The organism is Bacillus sp. FAU18, assembly GCF_056033885.1.
Genome location: NZ_JBVYHZ010000003.1, coordinates 837,392 through 853,090 on the forward strand (window position 1 = coordinate 837,392; position 15,699 = coordinate 853,090).

Here is a 15,699-nt window from a genome sequence, read left to right on the forward strand (position 1 = left end):
AATGAACCAGTTGGAGATATTTGGGTTTCGCGCGATGTGGAGCCCTTATCTTTTTTGTATCCTGTTAGGCATTACGGCGCTTTATCTCTATTTTTACAGGCGAATGTCTTCAAAGCCGAATCGAATAACTGGTAAAGAGATGGTGTGCTTTCTGTCGGCGATGCTGTTTTTATATGCAGCCGAGGGAAGCCCGGTTGATCTGCTCGGACATATTATGTTCAGTGCGCATATGGTGCAAATGGCCGTCCTATATTTGGTTGTCCCGCCACTTTTGATCGCGGGAATTCCTGCATGGCTCTGGGAAAAAATCATTTTCAGGCCTTCAATCAAACCGGTTTTTTCCTTTTTTACAACGCCTTTAATTGCTTTGCTTTTGTTTAACGGCATTTTTTCTTTATATCATGTACCGCTTATATTTGATACTGTCAAAACCGATCCGTTTTACCATACATTAATCACTTGGCTTATCTTTGTGCTTGCGTTCTTCATGTGGTGGCCGCTTGTTCATAAGGTTGAGCGTCTACGGCAGCTCAGCGGCTTGATGAAGCTGGGTTATATTATGGCGGATGGTATGCTGCTCACACCTGCTTGCGCCTTGATCATGTTCAGCGGTGCACCGTTATACGCCACCTATACAGATCCGGCTGTATGGGCTGAGGCAATGAGGCTTTGCGTGCCAGCGGATATGATGGGGCAGGTCCCATTAACAGGGCCAGAGATGTTGAATACACTGCCTTTGTTAGAGGATCAGCAGCTCGGAGCAGTCATGATGAAAATCATTCAGGAAATTGTGTACGGTACTTTTTTGGCCATTATTTTTTTCCAATGGGTGAAGAAAGAAAGGGAAAAGGACGGGCAGGAGGAGCCGCCGTATATTCAGCAGACGATATCATAAAAGGTACAGCGAAATATGCTGTACCTTTTCGTTACATTTGAACTGTTTTTAACATGTTGGCTATGTCCTGAATCAGTGCCTTGCTTTTTGTCACAACCTGTACGGGAAACTCTTCCGTTTCTCCATATTCTACTCCATGCGGGTAGTAATGCTTTCCTAGGAGAGGGGACATTAATTGAATCACGGCGCGCCCGCTTCCGACATCGCCTTCTGCCGCAATGCCTTGTATCCGCAGGTAAAACGTACCCTCAATCGTCGAAAACTTCTTGTCATAGGTGACTCTCTCGTAATCCCATTGACCCGCTCTGATGAGACCTTTGCTTTCCATTAAGTCGTCTAGCCAGCTGAGCTCAGCCTTAACCCCTTCAAGTCCGCTTTCAGTAAACTTCAACTCTGACCCCTCCTTATAAAAATTACCTTTCCTGACAATCATAGTATGAAAGCGTTAAACTTTCAATGAATCTTCTTCTTTTGAAAGTATGCAAAAATTAAATTTTGACGACAATAGCACTAGACTAAAGGAGGTTAAACGGATGACAAAAATAAAAGATCTGATGACAGCCGACTTGCAATATTGCACGGTATTAGATAATGTATATGAAGCTGCTGTAAAGATGAAGGACGCAAATGTAGGAGCGATTCCGGTAGTTGATGAGGACGGGGAAACATTGGTCGGCATCGTAACCGACCGCGATCTCGTATTAAGAGGAATCGCCATCAAAAAACCGAACTCGCAAAAAATCACTGACGCGATGACCGAAAAACCTGTCAGTGTGGAGGAAGATGCTTCAGTCGATGAGGTTCTTCATTTGATGGCATCGCATCAGCTCAGAAGGATACCAGTTACAAAAAATAAAAAACTGACTGGAATTGTCACGCTTGGTGATCTTTCTTTATCTGAGCAAACGAATGAACGTGCCGGCAGCGCTTTATCGGATATTTCCGAGGGTGATAATAGAGAAGAAGGCTTTTTTCATTAACACATAAATCTTTGACATGTTAAATAGGCTGTATTGTAATGGGATGTAAACAAGAGATTGTGAATCGCCACGGGGGTGATAGATTGAAAAATATATTGAGAGCAATGGTTATCCTTTTGATTATCTGCGGAACCTATGTTCTGTTTATTCAATATGGATCTGTTCCTGAAAAGAAATCAAATGACAGCGAGCCTCAGGTGTCGAATGAGGAAGCGCAAAGCGGCAAACGAATACATATGCCGACTTCAGGGTTATTGTCCTTCATGGGCAAGCCCGCCGATGAAGTAACGAAAAAGCTTGGGGAACCTGAACGTATTGACCCTTCGGCTTATGATTACGATTGGTGGGTATACAATCAAGGTAAGGATCAATATATCCAAATCGGGGTATTAAACAATAAAGTGGTCACATTATTCGCTGCGGGTAATGATATTAACGCCAAGCCTTTCAAAATTGGAGAATCAACTGGCGAAGTATTCAAGACCACCCAGGTGGCACCATTTGTGAATGTAGAGTATAAAGGAAATTCCTATCGGTTTGAATTTTCTGAAGAAGATATCAATACAAGACCGACTGTAAAGGTAGGAAAGATGTATGTCCAGCTGTATATGGACAAATTTGAGGGGAAGCTATCCAGCATCAGGGCGTTTGATGCGCAAACCTTTGTAAAGCAAAGACCTTATGAGGTAGTGTACCGCGGGGAATTAATTAAACCGAAAGCCGTTTCAGATGAGAAATGGAAAAAGATCCAAACAACGAGCGAAAAGCAAATCCTTGATTTGACGAATGTCATACGCGTTAAACATGGACTTGCGAAGCTTGAGTGGGATCAGCCAACGGCGGAAGTGGCATTTGGACATAGTGAGGATATGAAGGAAAATAATTATTTCTCCCATGTCTCTAAAAAATACGGCTCGCTGAAAGACCGCTTAGAAGAAGGGCATGTTGACTTTCAGCAAGCTGGAGAAAATATCGCATACAATTATGTGGACGGTCCGGCTGCTGTAGAAGGCTGGCTGAATAGCGAAGGCCATCGAAAAGCGCTTCTGAATTCAGATTATACGCATCTTGGTGTCGGAGTAGACCGGAAATATTACACCCAAAATTTTATTAAGCGATGGTAATGAAAGCCGCGGACGAATGGTTCCCGGCTTTTTCTATTTCCATACAAGCTGGTCTGAATGAATGTGCTGATAGCTTACAGATAAGGCCGTTTCCCATCCCTTCAATCAGGCTTTTTCACCAGTGTATAGGGCTATCGCTAAAAATTCATTTGGGAATGAATATAGGCGAACACAATGCCCGACAAAACGATACATTGTAGTAGGTAACGATTTTCGGAGGGGGTGAGGATTGTGGCGAATCAACATGCCAATCATTCAATCAATGACTTTAAACAATTCGTCAAGAAGCATCCCAAGCTGATAAAAGAAGTGCGCAAAGAACAAAGAAGCTGGCAGGACGTATATGAAAATTGGGTCCTCTTCGGGGAGAGCGACCCGATTTGGGATCCTTATCGGGAACCGGAAGAAGCTTCTGAAGCTGTGCCTGAAACACCGCAAAAAAATGATTTTGTCTCGAAAATGGTGACAGCGGTGAAAAAGATGGATGTCAATCAAATGAACGAACAAATCAATAAAATGAGCCAGTCGATCTCATCGTTGCAAAGCCTTCTTAATACATTTTCCGGAAGCGGACAGAAGCATTCTCAGCCAGGCTCTGGACAGCATCCTTTTTCTTTTCGAAAGGATTAAAAAAGGGGAGCTCATATGCGCAAAGAGGTTCAGGAATATATTTTAGCAAACGAAGAACGGAAACGATTCATCAGAGAACAGCCGATATGGTACCGCAGGCTTTCAAGAAAACCGGATGATCTGTCCTCCTTTCAGCTTGAAATGATGAATTTTTATGAAAAAACCATTCCGCATCGGGTGAATCAGTTTACGAACGGGATTCAAATGGCGCAAATGATGATGCAAATGTTTCAAGCGATGCGGACAAAAGATTAAAAGGCCCCGAAAAAGGGTCTTTTTTCATGCGGACATAAGGTTTTGTATACGGCTGCGGTTAAGCATTTTCCAATTGGCTGGTTTCATGGTAAACTAACAACTGGAGGTGCATGTTATGTATGCGACGATGGAATCCGTGCGGCTTCAAAGTGAAGCTCAGCAGCTTGCCGAGATGATTCTGCAGTCGGAGACGGCTGAGAACTACCGCAATTGTTACAAGCGTCTCCAGGAAGATGAAGAGGCAGGTCGGATTATTCGTTCTTTTATCAAAATAAAAGAGCAGTATGAGGATGTACAGCGTTTTGGCAAATATCATCCTGACTATAGAGAAATATCCCGGAAAATGAGGGAGATCAAACGTGAGCTGGACCTGAACGATAAGGTGGCTGACTTCAAGAGAGCTGAAAATGAGCTCCAGTCTATTCTTGATGAGGTCAGCGTTGAGATTGGGACAGCTGTTTCGGAGCATGTGAAAGTTCCGACTGGGAACCCTTATTTTGACGGTTTGTCTTCATGCGGAGGCGGCTGCGGTTCAGGTGGAAGCTGCGGATGTAAAGTGTCCTGACGAGACTGGCCGTCTCGTCTTTTACATATAAGAGAAAACAGGCAGGTGATTGTATTGGAGAATAGGCGCCAGGGCATGGTTGTGTATCTGCACTCCCTAAAGCAGAGCAAAATGCTGAGGAAGTTCGGGAATGTGCACTATGTATCAAAACGATTAAAATATGTCGTACTGTACTGTGATATGGACCAAATTGAAAAAACAATGGACAAGATTGCGTCTTACTCATTTGTGAAAAAAGTGGAGCCTTCTTATAAACCGTTTTTAAAATTGGAATTCGAGTCAAAGCTTGATAAGGCAAAAGAATACGATTATAAAATCGGCATATAGCTATAAAAAAATCCCCGCAGGCATCTGCGGGGTCCTTCTATTCCTTAATATGTTAAGGAGAAGGCAAAGGGAGAGGAGAAACCGGAGGAAGAACTTATGGGGAAACGTAAGTCTTCTCCGCGGTTGGCAACAACATCCTCTAGATGCTGTTGCTTATAGTATGGTCAAGGATCTTGCTGCCTATACACCTGTTTATCAAGATTAGCGTTCATTGTTTGGAAGAATGCTTTATGTTAAGATAGGATTGATTTTTTTCTATGTACATAGCGGCGTCCGGCCGAATAAAGAAACAAAATAGCTTTTAGAAAAAGTGGTGTGGAACATGAGAGTAATTTCTGGATCAAAAAAAGGCCGTTCACTAAAGGCTGTACCCGGAACATCAACAAGACCGACAACCGACAAAGTGAAGGAATCCATTTTCAATATGATCGGCCCTTATTTTGACGGGGGCAGGGGACTTGACTTATTCGCAGGGAGCGGAGGTCTTGGAATCGAAGCGCTTTCACGCGGGTTTGAGCATTGTATATTCGTTGACCGTGATTTTAAAGCGATTCAAACGGTAAAATCTAATTTGAAAACGCTGGAGCTTACAAAACATGCACAGGTATACCGCAATGATGCGGAACGTGCTTTGCACGCTGCTGCTAAAAGAGAAACCGGCTTTCGCGGAATTTTTCTCGATCCGCCGTATAAGGAACAAAAGCTGAAAGCACTTTTAACTTTGATTGACGAATATCAAATGCTGGAAGAAGACGGCTTTATCGTCGCTGAGCATGACAGAGAGGTCGAGCTTCCCGAAACCGTAGGAGATCTTGTGATGACAAGAAAAGAAACCTATGGGTTAACAGGTGTGGCGATTTATAAAAAGAGGGGGTAGTGAGGTGGCGAGTATAGCTGTCTGTCCCGGCAGTTTTGATCCGGTGACCTACGGGCATCTGGACATCATCAAGCGCGGGGCGCATATTTTTGAACAAGTGTATGTATGTGTGCTGAATAATTCTTCAAAAAAGCCTTTGTTCAGTGTGGAAGAACGGTGTGAGCTTCTGAGAGAAGTGACAAAAGACATTCCGAACATAACAGTTGAAACATCGCAAGGCCTGTTAATTGATTATGCAAAAAGAAAAAATGCGAAAGCCATTTTAAGAGGCTTGAGAGCTGTATCTGATTTTGAATACGAGATGCAGGGGACATCAGTAAACCGTGTGCTTGATGAATCTATTGAGACATTTTTTATGATGACAAACAATCAATATTCGTTTCTAAGTTCAAGCATCGTAAAAGAAGTGGCGAGATACAACGGCTCGGTATCAGAGTTTGTACCGCCGGAAGTAGAGCTGGCGCTTCAGCAAAAATTCAGACAAGGATGAGGGTTTTGACTCATCCTTTTTTTGTTCCGTTTGTCAGTCTGTAAGAAAAAATGATAATGTACGTAAACAGCGCGCATAGTGTGACAGCAGGTCCGATCTGCACAAGCAGATTCCAGCCGTTTATGAAGGCAGTTGGCAGTTCACTGCTGTTAAGAGATTTAAATACATACTGATACGGATCATGCCATGCCGTGTAAAGAGGTTTCCATAAAAGCATGACGAAGACAGCGGCATAAACGCCCTGCAGCAAACGTGCGATAAAGAATGGTTTAAATCTAATGTCGGTTTCCGATAAAATACCTGCCACCTGAGCTTGTACGGAAAAGCCGCTAAACCCGAGAATAAAGCTGACGATAATGGCTTTTTGCAGAAGAGAAACATCTGTCTCGCTGACAAGCTTGCTGCCTAATGTAATTTCAAACATCCCTGATAAAAGCGGAATGTCCAATTGAGTCGGAAGCTGAAACAAAGTTAGTGCTCCTTTTGTGAAAACAGACAAAACATCAGTCAGCTGGACCACTGACAACAGCCGATTGAAGACAGAAAATAAAATAATAAAGCCGCCTACCATAAGAAGCGTTTGAACAGAAGACGTCACGGCGTCGCCTAAAATTTTACCCAAGGGCCGTTTTTCTGCAAGTCTGGCGGTATGAAGAGCGTGTAAAGCATCTTTGACTGAAGGGAAAGGTATCGTTTTCTTTCTTCTGAGATGCTGCTCTTCCTTGCGGCCATAGGAACGCATTGTTAAACCGACAGCCAGATTCCCCAAATAGTGTGCAGAAGCTAATAAAATGCCTAGTGACGCGTTTTGAAAGAAACCGACGGCAACAGCGCCGAAAATAAAGAGTGGGTTTGAAGAATTGGTAAACGACGCGAGCCGTTCTGCTTCTACTCTTGAAATCTGATTTTCCTGCCGCAGACGGGCAGTGAGTTTTGCTCCCGCTGGGTTTCCTGATGCCATTCCCATAGCAAGAACGAAGCCGCCGACACCCGGCACGCGAAAGATCGGCCGCATAAAAGGCTCGAGCAAAACACCGACAAACCGCACAATGCCAAAGCCGATTAAGAGTTCGGACAGAATGAAAAATGGCAGCAATGACGGAAACACAACCTCCCACCACATAGACAGCCCGGTTTTAGAGGCTTCGAATGAAGCCTGTGGATGTGAGATGACAGTCGCTGTTAAAAAAAGAAAAAACGAGGCAATCAAAAGTGTATTAATCTTCGACAAGTTCATTCTTACCTCCCCGATGCTAAAAATGCCCAATGACATGTATATCATGATAAAATAATGTATGATGTAAAACGGCCAAGCAGTACCTGTCCTCTTGATTCTTTGTACTAATATACGAGCATAGGGGTTCAGTTTAGACCATAGAATTCGGTATACAGGGAATTCAGGCAGGAGGTTAACGCTTTGGCCAAACCTAAAATCGGGTTAGCGTTAGGATCGGGAGGGGCCAGAGGGCTTGCTCATCTCGGTGTGCTTTCCAGTTTACATAAGCACCAAATTGAAGTGGATATGATTGCAGGAAGCAGCATGGGCGCTTTGGTGGGCAGTTTTTATGCCGCCGGACATGACGTGGCAACGATGAAAAAAGTAGCCAAAGCCTTTAAACGAAGGCTTTATGCTGATTATACGGTGCCGAAGCTCGGTTTTTTAAAAGGTGACCGCGTCAGACAGCTTGTGCATGCTTATACATTCGGAAAACCGATTGAAGAGCTCCAAATCCCGCTGGGCATTGTTGCGTGTGATCTACAGACGGGAGAAAAGATTGTGTTCCGAAAAGGATCAGTGTCAGATGCAGTGAGGGCCAGCATCAGCATCCCGGGTATCTTTATTCCGCAGCGGCTGGACGGACGCCTTCTTGTAGACGGCGCGGTCGTCGATCGAATTCCGGTTTCTGTTGTGAAAGACATGGGAGCTGATATTATCATCGCTTCGGATGTTTCCAGGGTTCGAAAAACTGAGACAGCAGTGCATATTTTTGATGTGATTATGCAAAGTATGGATATACTGCAAAATGAATTAGTGCGGCATCAAACAATTGCCGCAGATATCATGATTCGCCCTTCCCTTGAAACATACAGCTCAAGCTCGTTTGCCAATATTGAAGAAATGATATCGGCAGGCGAAGAGGCGACAAACCGAATGATCAGCAAGATAAGAAATGAAATAGAGAATTGGGAGGGCTCATAATTTGCTACGTAAAAAACATTTTAGCTGGATGCTCGTCATCCTCATACTGATCGCCGTTTTATCATTTATAAAACTTCCATACTATATTACAAAACCGGGAGAAGCGACAGAGCTTGCTTCATTGATAAAAGTGGAGGGAGGCTACCCGGAAAAAGGAAGCCTGTCCTTAATGACTGTTAAAGTGGGACCGGCTAATCCGTTTACATATGTGTGGGCAAAGATGCACCCTTATTATGAAATTGTTCCTGATGAGAGTATTAAGGAGGAAGGCGAGTCAGATAAGGAATATATGAAAAGACAGCTCCAAATGATGAAAAGCTCGCAAGAAAATGCGGTTATAGCCGCCTATCAAAAGGCAGGAAAAAAAGTCAGCTATTCCTTTAACGGCATATACGCAAGCTCAGTTGTAGAAAACATGCCGGCAAAAGGGAAAATAGAAGTCGGTGATAAAATCATCAGCGCAGACGGCAAAAACTATCAGTCTGCTGAAAAGCTGATTGATTATATCAGCAGCAAAAAAGCGGGAGATAAAGTCACGTTAAAGATCGAAAGAGAAGAAAAAGAAAAGCGTGTCACCCTTACGTTAAAACAATTTCCTGATGAGCCGGATCGGGCAGGAATCGGAGTTTCACTTTATACAGACAGAAACGTGAAGGTAGAGCCTGATATTGATTTTGAAATCGAAAATATTGGCGGCCCGTCAGCAGGGTTAATGATGTCCCTTGAAATCTATAATCAGCTGACAAAACCAGACGAAACAAAAGGCTACGATATTGCGGGAACAGGTACGATTGATGTTGACGGAAAAGTAGGCCCGATCGGCGGCATTGATCAAAAAGTCGTCGCCGCAGACAAAGCCGGAAAAGACATTTTCTTCGCGCCAAATCAAAACGGCGCCAGCAATTCCGATTATAAGAACGCAGTAAAAACAGCAAAAGATATTGATTCAGATATGAAGATTGTGCCTGTTGATACCATGCAGGATGCGATTGATTATTTGAATAAGCTGAAAGCGAAAAGCACCTGATTCTCAGGTGCTTTTTCTATACATTTAAAAAGTGTTGTTCATCTTCGTCATATCGAATCGGTGCATGTCCGTATTCCTGCAGGTCAAACTCAGTTCTCAGCGGCTCTTCTATCGGCAGGCTGTAAATCCTGCTTGCTTTTACGTCCAGATCGAGAGCTGGATGGGCGAAAGAGGACAGTTTGCTGACAAGCGGAACAGACAGTGCTTTTTTCTTTTCGGATAAATAAGCCTGTCCTTTTTTCGTCATGCCGAGAAGCCTGATATACGGCACCTTATCGTCATCAAGCAGCTTTTGCATATCCTGTTTTTTTGTTCTGGTTAAAATGTGTGTATTCATCCGCTGGAGCCTTGTCCACGTATAGCGTTTTGTTTTCAGCAGCTCCATAAATTCCTGATAGGAGCTGGATTTTCTGATCGAACGAAGAATTCTGTGCTCTAAACCTTCCTCCACCTCGTATACTTGTTGTAATTCCTGTGCTGTTACAGTTGAAAGGCTGTATTTTAAGTAAGAAAAGTAGCTCTCAGGTGTATGCCACAATCCGAAAGATTTGCGGTAAGCTGCTAATTCACGTGCAGATGCAGCAGGGAGAAAACGAAAGCAAGCTTCGAGATTCTGGCCAGTCATCGCTTTTCTAATGCTTGTGGCGCTTGCGATATGGTTTTCGCCTTCAGGGAGATCGGCATCATGATAGTTCGAAGAGATGCGTGCCGTAGTATAAGGTTTCATAGGATATCCCCCGGTTAGAATCGAGGTCACATACTGGCATCCCAAAATGTTATTTGGTTTTGACAAGTCAAGTGCACTTTCAGTATGCAAAATGGAGCTGAAGGCGCTAGCCGCCGCTGCTGGGTAACTGGCCCCCTTTTTAAGTTCTTCTTTAATTCGGTCATTTAATATATGTTTATGCTCATCAATAAGCTGTGCTGTTTCTAAAAAAGGCTTGATATCCCCATTTTCACTCCCGAAAAACAGCGCCTCACATTCAAGTTCGTTCAGGATGGAAACACTGCCGCGTGCAAAAATGTCTGCTTTTTGCACGGCATAAAGATAAGGCAGCTCAATGACAAGATCAACTCCGCTTTGCAGCGCCATTTTTGTTCGGGCCCATTTTGATACAACAGCGGGTTCCCCGCGCTGTAAAAAATGCCCGCTCATGACCGCGACAGCCGTGTCACATCCGGTTTGCCGCTTTGCTGTTTGGGCATGATAAAGGTGACCGTTATGAAAGGGATTATATTCAACCACCAATCCGACAGCTTTCATATTTTTTCCGCCTTTCTTGCTATGTTTAAAAACGTATGGTACATTTGCAAATGAAAACTCTTACGCCTTATTTTTGTTTTAAGTGTATGCATAGCATATTCCGCTGTCAACGATACTTCAATGGCAGCATTATGCTGTAAAGAAAAAATATTGACAAAAACAATCTTAAAAGCTATAATCATGTTTGTTGCTTTCCTGAGGTGATACAAATGAAATGGACGATTTATCAGCTGCATCAAATGCCAAAACAAAGTTTTGAGTTTGATGAAACAGTTGAGTTAAATGAGCTGACAAAGCTGAATTCTGACATTCGCCGCATTTCTCCCGTCCGGGTGAAGGGCAGAGCGGATATCAAATCTAAACAGGTTTCGTTTGATTTTACAATTTCAGGCGAAATGATTTTGCCATGCTCAAGAACACTCGTTGATGTCCCGTATCCATTTGAAATTTCAACAAAAGAACTGTTTATATTTCATCACACGGATGATATAGAAGATGATGACGTTCACATTGTTGAGGACGATACTATCGACTTAACTCCGATCGTGAAAGAAGAAATTCTTTTAGAAATCCCTATGCAAATCTTTTGTGAATCTGAACAAGAAAAAGGAGCTGCTCCTCAAGAAGGAAAGGATTGGCAAGTCATTTCGGAAGAAGACAAGAAGAATCAAGTTGATCCGAGACTTGCAGCCCTCGAAAAGCTCTTAAAACAAGATGATGAATCTTAACTCTTTAAGGAGGTGGGAATAATGGCTGTACCTTTTAGAAGAACTTCTAAAATGAAGAAAAGATTGCGCCGTACACATTTCAAACTTAATGTACCTGGTATGACAGAATGTCCGTCATGCGGAGAGATGAAGTTGTCTCACCGTGTATGCAAAGCATGCGGATCATACAACGGCAAAGACATAAATGTAAAAAGTAACTAATAAGAAAAGCGCGGGGTGAAAGCCCTGCGCTTTTTCTTTTTCTCTTCCTGTCAGCTTGCGGAAAATTTGTGAGTGCAAATAGTCTATCTAATCTATTACCGGCATATGTATGAGATAAATAAGCTGACATGGAGGGAGATTGAATTTGACCATTACAAGACAAGATGCTTGGACTCAGGATGAGGATTTGCTGCTGGCAGAAGTGGTGCTTCGTCATATTCGAGAGGGAGGAACACAGCTTTCAGCCTTTGAGGAGGTTGGAAGGGCGCTGACCAGAACCGCGGCAGCCTGTGGTTTCAGGTGGAACTCGTATGTGAGAAAACAATACCAGTCAGGTATAGAGCTTGCAAAAAAGCAAAGGAAAGAACTGAGAAAGCAAATCGGCGTTCATTCGGTCAATATGCCGAATTCCATGAAGCAGACTGCCTCGGCATCGTCAGAAGGAAAACGAGATTTGTCCATTCAGGATGTCATTCAATTTCTCGAACAATTCAAAGAAGCACCGTCTGCACAAGAATTTCAGCTTGAAAGGGAAAAATTGAAGGAGCAAATCCAATCGCTGCAAAAAGAGCTTGAGGATTTGCGGAGTGAAAATCAGACATTGCGGAATCAGCTAGAGATGACAGAAGAGGATTACAAGGCACTGATCGATATCATGGATCGGGCCAGAAAAATGGTTGTTTCGAAGGAAGACGGAAGAATGAAAAAAGCGGCTCAAGAAACGTAAAGAAACGCCTGAAATGAACCGGCCCTATAGTAAGAATAGGCCGGTTGTTTTGATTTCTATGCAGACTCTCCCGGTGTCATTTCGTGATCCATATCAGGATGCCAGATGAGCGGGTTTTCCCCTTTGTCCCGCGCCATATCATACTTAACAGTTTTAAAGTTCATTTTATTCCAAAATTCCGCTGATTTCATTCTCGGATTTGTCCGGATCGGCATTTTGAATGATTTTGCAAATTCAACCAAGGCTCTCCCGTATCCCCTGTTCTGGTAGCCCGGAAGAACCTCAAGCTTCCACAGCTCCAAATAATCCTGGCGGTTGTCAAAATAGGAATTCGATTTGCCGTTAACTTGATACAGACTCATTCGTGCTACAAGTTTATCGCCAAAATAAATCCCATAAAAAGGCGAGGTGCTGTCATTTTCAATAATATTATCCTGAAGTTCTTCAAGCATTGAAAGCTCCTGAATGCCGTATTCTTTGAATTTCTTGAATTCTTCCAGCGTTTTATAGTTGATAAGCAGACGTTCTACCTTTGTCAAACAAATCTCCCCCTTTGTTGTTACTACATATATTGTAAACGCTTTATTTAAAAAATCCAAATATTTAAACTTTAATTTTAAGCACATGGGATCTTTGAGAAGTAATTTCTTCTTACTTCTGCTATGATAATACGTAAATGCTAAATTGGGTGTGACATCATGAAAATTGGAATTATCGGCGGAGGCTCCGTCGGTCTTTTATGCGCCTATTATTTGTCACTTTATCACAACGTGACTGTTGTGACGAGGCGGCAAGAACAGGCTGCGGCCATTCAGTCTGAAGGAATCCGGCTTTATAAAGGCGGGGAGGAATTCAGGGCTGATTGCAGTGCGGACACGAGTATCCATTCGGACTTTGATCTGCTTGTCGTGACAGTGAAGCAGCATCAGCTTCAGTCTGTTTATTCGTCGCTTGAACGGATCGGGAAGACGAATATATTATTTTTGCAAAACGGCATGGGGCATATCCACGACCTAAAAGACTGGCACGTTGGCCATTCCATTTATGTTGGAATCGTTGAGCACGGAGCTGTAAGAAAATCGGATACAGCTGTTGATCATACAGGCCTAGGTGCGATAAAATGGAGCGCGTTCGATGATGCTGAACCAGACCGGCTGAACATCTTGTTTCGACATAACCATTCGGATTTTCCGATTTATTATGAGACGGATTGGTACCGTCTGCTGACGGGCAAGCTGATTGTAAATGCGTGTATTAATCCTTTAACTGCATTATTGCAGGTGAAAAATGGAGAACTGCTGACAACGCCAGCTTATCTGGCTTTTATGAAGCTGGTATTTCAGGAGGCATGCCGCATTTTAAAACTTGAAAACGAAGAAAAGGCTTGGGAGCGGGTTCAGGCCGTTTGTGGGCAAACGAAAGAGAATCGTTCATCAATGCTGGTTGACGTCATTGGAGGCCGGCAGACGGAAGCTGACGCCATTATCGGATACTTATTGAAGGAAGCAAGTCTTCAAGGTCTTGATGCCGTCCACCTAGCGTTTTTATATGGCAGCATCAAAGCATTGGAGCGAAATACAAACAAAGTCTTTTGAGCTTTTTCGGTAACATGCTATACTCATTTCGGATCACTAACTATTTATTGGAGAAAGGAAGTTCTAGAAGATGCAGCTAACTGAACTTTCCATCAAAAATCAGAATGTGTTTGTACAGCACTATATAGATGGCAAAGAAGAAATGTCTTCTTTTTTTGATTACAGTATTCATCATAAGGACATGTGGCGCGAAAGACTGGAAGACTTATCTTCCCGGTTTTTCGCAAGAGAGGAATTGGCGGCGTACTTAACCTCTTACCATAATAAATTCGGTTCAAGTGCGATGCAGTCTGCTATTGAGAAGCTGAAGGACCCGTCAAGTGCCGCTGTAGTCGGCGGACAGCAGGCTGGACTTTTAACAGGACCGCTTTACACCATACATAAAATCATTTCAATCATTGTTTTAGCAAAGCAACAAGAAAAGGAACTGCAAGTGCCTGTCATACCAATCTTCTGGGTGGCTGGAGAAGACCACGATTTGGATGAGATTAATTTTGTTCATACATCTGAAGAGAATGGGCCTGTGAAAAAAAAGCTGCCTCAGTCTTATTGGAAGAAATCATCAGCAGCGAGTACATCGCTTGATCAGGAAAAGTGTGCCGCGTGGATAGATGATGTTTTTGCCGCTTTTGAAGAAACAGACCATACGAATACACTTCTCGACAATGTGAAACGATGTTTAAGGGAATCTGTTACGTTTACTGACTTCTTTGAACTGCTGATAGCGGATCTGTTCCAAGAAGAGGGCTTAGTTTTATTAAATTCTGGAGATCCGGGGATTAAAAAGCTGGAAACGGCCATGTTCCAAAAGATTCTTCGAGAAAATGATGAACTCGCCCGCGCTGTATCAGATCAGCAGGCCTTCATGCGTCAAGCAGGCTACAAACCGATTATCGAGTCCGGAAAAGAGCAGGCGAATCTGTTTTATGAATACGAAGAAGAGCGTTTTTTAATTGAAAAAGATAACGGCCGATTTGTCATCAAAGAGCTTGATCTAGGATGGACGATGGATGAACTTCATACACATATGGAAGAACATCCAGAGCGTTTCAGCAACAATGTTGTAACGAGGCCGTTAATGCAGGAATTTCTCATTCCGACTTTAGCATTTATTGCAGGGCCTGGAGAAATCAACTATTGGGGCGAGCTCAAACAGGCTTTTGCGGTGATGGGCTTCAAAATGCCTCCTGTCATGCCAAGGCTGAACATTACGATACTTGAGCGGCATATTGAGAAAAAACTGGCTGAACGGAATATCTCGTTACAAGACGCGATTGAGCTTGGAACGGAGAATCAAAGAGAGACATACTTCGAGCGCCAGATTCCGGAAGAGTTTACGGCGGTGATGGATCAGGCGAAAAGCCAAATTGAAGCGATTCACAAAACGGTCCGGCAGGAGGCGTTAAAGGTTGATCAAAGCTTGGAACCTTTACTCCTGAAAAATGCCGCTTTTATTCAGGATCAGCTTCAATTCTTAGAGCGCACGGTGACGAAGCGAATTGAAGAAAAAGAAGGCTACGTCTTAAAGGATTATGAAAGAATTCAAAATAGCATTAAGCCGCTTCTTGCGCCGCAAGAACGGATTTGGAATATCATGTATTATTTGAACAGGTACGGTCCAAAATTCTTCACGACATTCAAGAATCTGCCATTTTCTTTTCAAAATCAACATCAAGTTGTCAAACTTTGAAATAAAGTTTTAAAGAACCCTGAATAGTTCAGGGTTTTTTTTTATGGGTAAACAGTGTAAAATGAAGTTGTGGAGCGAAGTGGTGGATAGTGGTGAGTTAAGGAGAGAAAGTGGGGCAAGAGAT

General features: G+C 43.1%; 21 protein-coding genes. 16 read left to right on the forward strand and 5 right to left on the reverse strand.

Translation table 11 applies throughout. The features are described from left to right. Window position 1 precedes the first annotated feature (1 nt). Window positions 2–895 (forward strand): cytochrome c oxidase assembly factor CtaG, encoded by an 894-nt coding sequence (gene ctaG / locus AC0OMU_RS04675; protein WP_046664162.1) that lies wholly within the window; start codon window positions 2–4, stop codon window positions 893–895. A gap of 31 nt (window positions 896–926) precedes the next feature. On the opposite strand, the gene AC0OMU_RS04680 is transcribed toward ctaG, so the two are convergent. Beyond that, window positions 927–1,286 (reverse strand): YugN family protein, encoded by a 360-nt coding sequence (locus tag AC0OMU_RS04680; RefSeq protein ID WP_003245228.1) that lies wholly within the window; start codon window positions 1,284–1,286, stop codon window positions 927–929. Window positions 1,287–1,428: 142 nt separating this feature from the next. On the opposite strand from AC0OMU_RS04680, the gene AC0OMU_RS04685 reads away from it, so the two are divergent. The 8 genes from AC0OMU_RS04685 (at window position 1,429) to coaD (ending at window position 6,143) form a co-directional block, all read left to right on the forward strand. Further along, on the forward strand, window positions 1,429–1,875 hold the full coding sequence (locus AC0OMU_RS04685) for a CBS domain-containing protein (RefSeq protein WP_003221362.1): 447 nt from the start codon (window positions 1,429–1,431) through the stop codon (window positions 1,873–1,875). 83 nt (window positions 1,876–1,958) lie between these two features. Next, window positions 1,959–2,999, forward strand: a complete 1,041-nt coding sequence (locus tag AC0OMU_RS04690; protein ID WP_015483195.1) for a CAP domain-containing protein — start codon at window positions 1,959–1,961, stop codon at window positions 2,997–2,999. 231 nt (window positions 3,000–3,230) lie between these two features. Next, window positions 3,231–3,629 carry a YlbD family protein gene (ylbD, locus tag AC0OMU_RS04695; protein WP_003232233.1) on the forward strand — a complete coding sequence of 133 codons (399 nt, stop codon included), beginning with the start codon at window positions 3,231–3,233 and terminating at the stop codon, window positions 3,627–3,629. A gap of 15 nt (window positions 3,630–3,644) precedes the next feature. Beyond that, on the forward strand, window positions 3,645–3,884 hold the full coding sequence (locus tag AC0OMU_RS04700; RefSeq protein WP_003232231.1) for a YlbE-like family protein: 240 nt from the start codon (window positions 3,645–3,647) through the stop codon (window positions 3,882–3,884). Between the two features lie 115 nt (window positions 3,885–3,999). Beyond that, on the forward strand, window positions 4,000–4,449 hold the full coding sequence (gene ricF / locus AC0OMU_RS04705; protein WP_003221370.1) for a regulatory iron-sulfur-containing complex subunit RicF: 450 nt from the start codon (window positions 4,000–4,002) through the stop codon (window positions 4,447–4,449). Window positions 4,450–4,503: 54 nt separating this feature from the next. Continuing rightward, a complete protein-coding gene (locus AC0OMU_RS04710; RefSeq protein WP_009967171.1) occupies window positions 4,504–4,776 on the forward strand; it encodes a YlbG family protein in 273 nt (90 codons plus the stop codon). Between the two features lie 322 nt (window positions 4,777–5,098). Next, window positions 5,099–5,653: a 16S rRNA (guanine(966)-N(2))-methyltransferase RsmD gene (gene rsmD, locus AC0OMU_RS04715; protein WP_015483196.1), complete on the forward strand. Its 555-nt coding sequence runs from the start codon at window positions 5,099–5,101 to the stop codon at window positions 5,651–5,653. Between the two features lie 4 nt (window positions 5,654–5,657). Beyond that, the gene (coaD, locus tag AC0OMU_RS04720; protein WP_003245283.1) at window positions 5,658–6,143 is read left to right on the forward strand and encodes a pantetheine-phosphate adenylyltransferase; all 486 of its coding nucleotides are present in this window, start codon (window positions 5,658–5,660) and stop codon (window positions 6,141–6,143) included. 10 nt (window positions 6,144–6,153) lie between these two features. On the opposite strand, the gene spoVV is transcribed toward coaD, so the two are convergent. Further along, entirely contained in the window at window positions 6,154–7,380 is a 1,227-nt protein-coding gene (spoVV, locus tag AC0OMU_RS04725) for a dipicolinic acid transporter SpoVV (RefSeq protein WP_015383588.1), read from the reverse strand. A gap of 180 nt (window positions 7,381–7,560) precedes the next feature. On the opposite strand from spoVV, the gene AC0OMU_RS04730 reads away from it, so the two are divergent. Both AC0OMU_RS04730 and ddcP read left to right on the forward strand, forming a co-directional pair. Beyond that, window positions 7,561–8,343 carry a patatin family protein gene (locus AC0OMU_RS04730; RefSeq protein ID WP_015383589.1) on the forward strand — a complete coding sequence of 261 codons (783 nt, stop codon included), beginning with the start codon at window positions 7,561–7,563 and terminating at the stop codon, window positions 8,341–8,343. A gap of 1 nt (window position 8,344) precedes the next feature. After that, window positions 8,345–9,370: a protease DdcP gene (gene ddcP, locus AC0OMU_RS04735; RefSeq protein ID WP_014476730.1), complete on the forward strand. Its 1,026-nt coding sequence runs from the start codon at window positions 8,345–8,347 to the stop codon at window positions 9,368–9,370. A 16-nt stretch (window positions 9,371–9,386) separates the two neighbouring features. On the opposite strand, the gene AC0OMU_RS04740 is transcribed toward ddcP, so the two are convergent. Further along, window positions 9,387–10,634: a nucleotidyltransferase gene (locus AC0OMU_RS04740; protein WP_474240935.1), complete on the reverse strand. Its 1,248-nt coding sequence runs from the start codon at window positions 10,632–10,634 to the stop codon at window positions 9,387–9,389. Then, entirely contained in the window at window positions 10,631–10,816 is a 186-nt protein-coding gene (locus AC0OMU_RS04745) for a hypothetical protein (RefSeq protein WP_003232215.1), read from the reverse strand. The genes AC0OMU_RS04740 and AC0OMU_RS04745 overlap by 4 nt, the downstream gene beginning before the upstream one ends. Window positions 10,817–10,843: 27 nt before the next feature. Here AC0OMU_RS04745 and AC0OMU_RS04750 point away from each other — a divergent pair, with 27 nt between their 5' ends. The 3 genes from AC0OMU_RS04750 (at window position 10,844) to gerR (ending at window position 12,290) form a co-directional block, all read left to right on the forward strand. After that, window positions 10,844–11,362 (forward strand): YceD family protein, encoded by a 519-nt coding sequence (locus AC0OMU_RS04750; protein WP_014479718.1) that lies wholly within the window; start codon window positions 10,844–10,846, stop codon window positions 11,360–11,362. 21 nt (window positions 11,363–11,383) lie between these two features. Then, window positions 11,384–11,563 carry a 50S ribosomal protein L32 gene (gene rpmF / locus AC0OMU_RS04755; RefSeq protein ID WP_003154457.1) on the forward strand — a complete coding sequence of 60 codons (180 nt, stop codon included), beginning with the start codon at window positions 11,384–11,386 and terminating at the stop codon, window positions 11,561–11,563. A 145-nt stretch (window positions 11,564–11,708) separates the two neighbouring features. Beyond that, complete coding sequence (gene gerR / locus AC0OMU_RS04760) at window positions 11,709–12,290, forward strand: sporulation specific transcriptional regulator GerR (RefSeq protein WP_015383592.1); 582 nt, start codon at window positions 11,709–11,711, stop codon at window positions 12,288–12,290. Between the two features lie 56 nt (window positions 12,291–12,346). On the opposite strand, the gene AC0OMU_RS04765 is transcribed toward gerR, so the two are convergent. Next, a complete protein-coding gene (locus AC0OMU_RS04765) occupies window positions 12,347–12,829 on the reverse strand; it encodes an N-acetyltransferase (protein ID WP_474240936.1) in 483 nt (160 codons plus the stop codon). Window positions 12,830–12,988: 159 nt separating this feature from the next. Here AC0OMU_RS04765 and AC0OMU_RS04770 point away from each other — a divergent pair, with 159 nt between their 5' ends. Further along, window positions 12,989–13,885 (forward strand): 2-dehydropantoate 2-reductase, encoded by an 897-nt coding sequence (locus AC0OMU_RS04770; RefSeq protein WP_474240937.1) that lies wholly within the window; start codon window positions 12,989–12,991, stop codon window positions 13,883–13,885. Between the two features lie 70 nt (window positions 13,886–13,955). Next, window positions 13,956–15,575 carry a bacillithiol biosynthesis cysteine-adding enzyme BshC gene (bshC, locus tag AC0OMU_RS04775; RefSeq protein WP_327830085.1) on the forward strand — a complete coding sequence of 540 codons (1,620 nt, stop codon included), beginning with the start codon at window positions 13,956–13,958 and terminating at the stop codon, window positions 15,573–15,575. Window positions 15,576–15,699: the final 124 nt, after the last annotated feature.

Coding starts and splice junctions, on each gene's coding strand:
- spoVV (WP_015383588.1), bottom strand. CDS start 7,380: ATGAACTTGTCGAAGATTAATACACTTTTGATTGCCTCGTTTTTTCTT.
- rsmD (WP_015483196.1), top strand. CDS start 5,099: ATGAGAGTAATTTCTGGATCAAAAAAAGGCCGTTCACTAAAGGCTGTA.
- AC0OMU_RS04740 (WP_474240935.1), bottom strand. CDS start 10,634: ATGAAAGCTGTCGGATTGGTGGTTGAATATAATCCCTTTCATAACGGT.
- AC0OMU_RS04685 (WP_003221362.1), top strand. CDS start 1,429: ATGACAAAAATAAAAGATCTGATGACAGCCGACTTGCAATATTGCACG.
- bshC (WP_327830085.1), top strand. CDS start 13,956: ATGCAGCTAACTGAACTTTCCATCAAAAATCAGAATGTGTTTGTACAG.
- AC0OMU_RS04770 (WP_474240937.1), top strand. CDS start 12,989: ATGAAAATTGGAATTATCGGCGGAGGCTCCGTCGGTCTTTTATGCGCC.
- AC0OMU_RS04750 (WP_014479718.1), top strand. CDS start 10,844: ATGAAATGGACGATTTATCAGCTGCATCAAATGCCAAAACAAAGTTTT.
- ctaG (WP_046664162.1), top strand. CDS start 2: ATGAACCAGTTGGAGATATTTGGGTTTCGCGCGATGTGGAGCCCTTAT.
- AC0OMU_RS04745 (WP_003232215.1), bottom strand. CDS start 10,816: ATGATTATAGCTTTTAAGATTGTTTTTGTCAATATTTTTTCTTTACAG.
- rpmF (WP_003154457.1), top strand. CDS start 11,384: ATGGCTGTACCTTTTAGAAGAACTTCTAAAATGAAGAAAAGATTGCGC.
- ricF (WP_003221370.1), top strand. CDS start 4,000: ATGTATGCGACGATGGAATCCGTGCGGCTTCAAAGTGAAGCTCAGCAG.
- AC0OMU_RS04700 (WP_003232231.1), top strand. CDS start 3,645: ATGCGCAAAGAGGTTCAGGAATATATTTTAGCAAACGAAGAACGGAAA.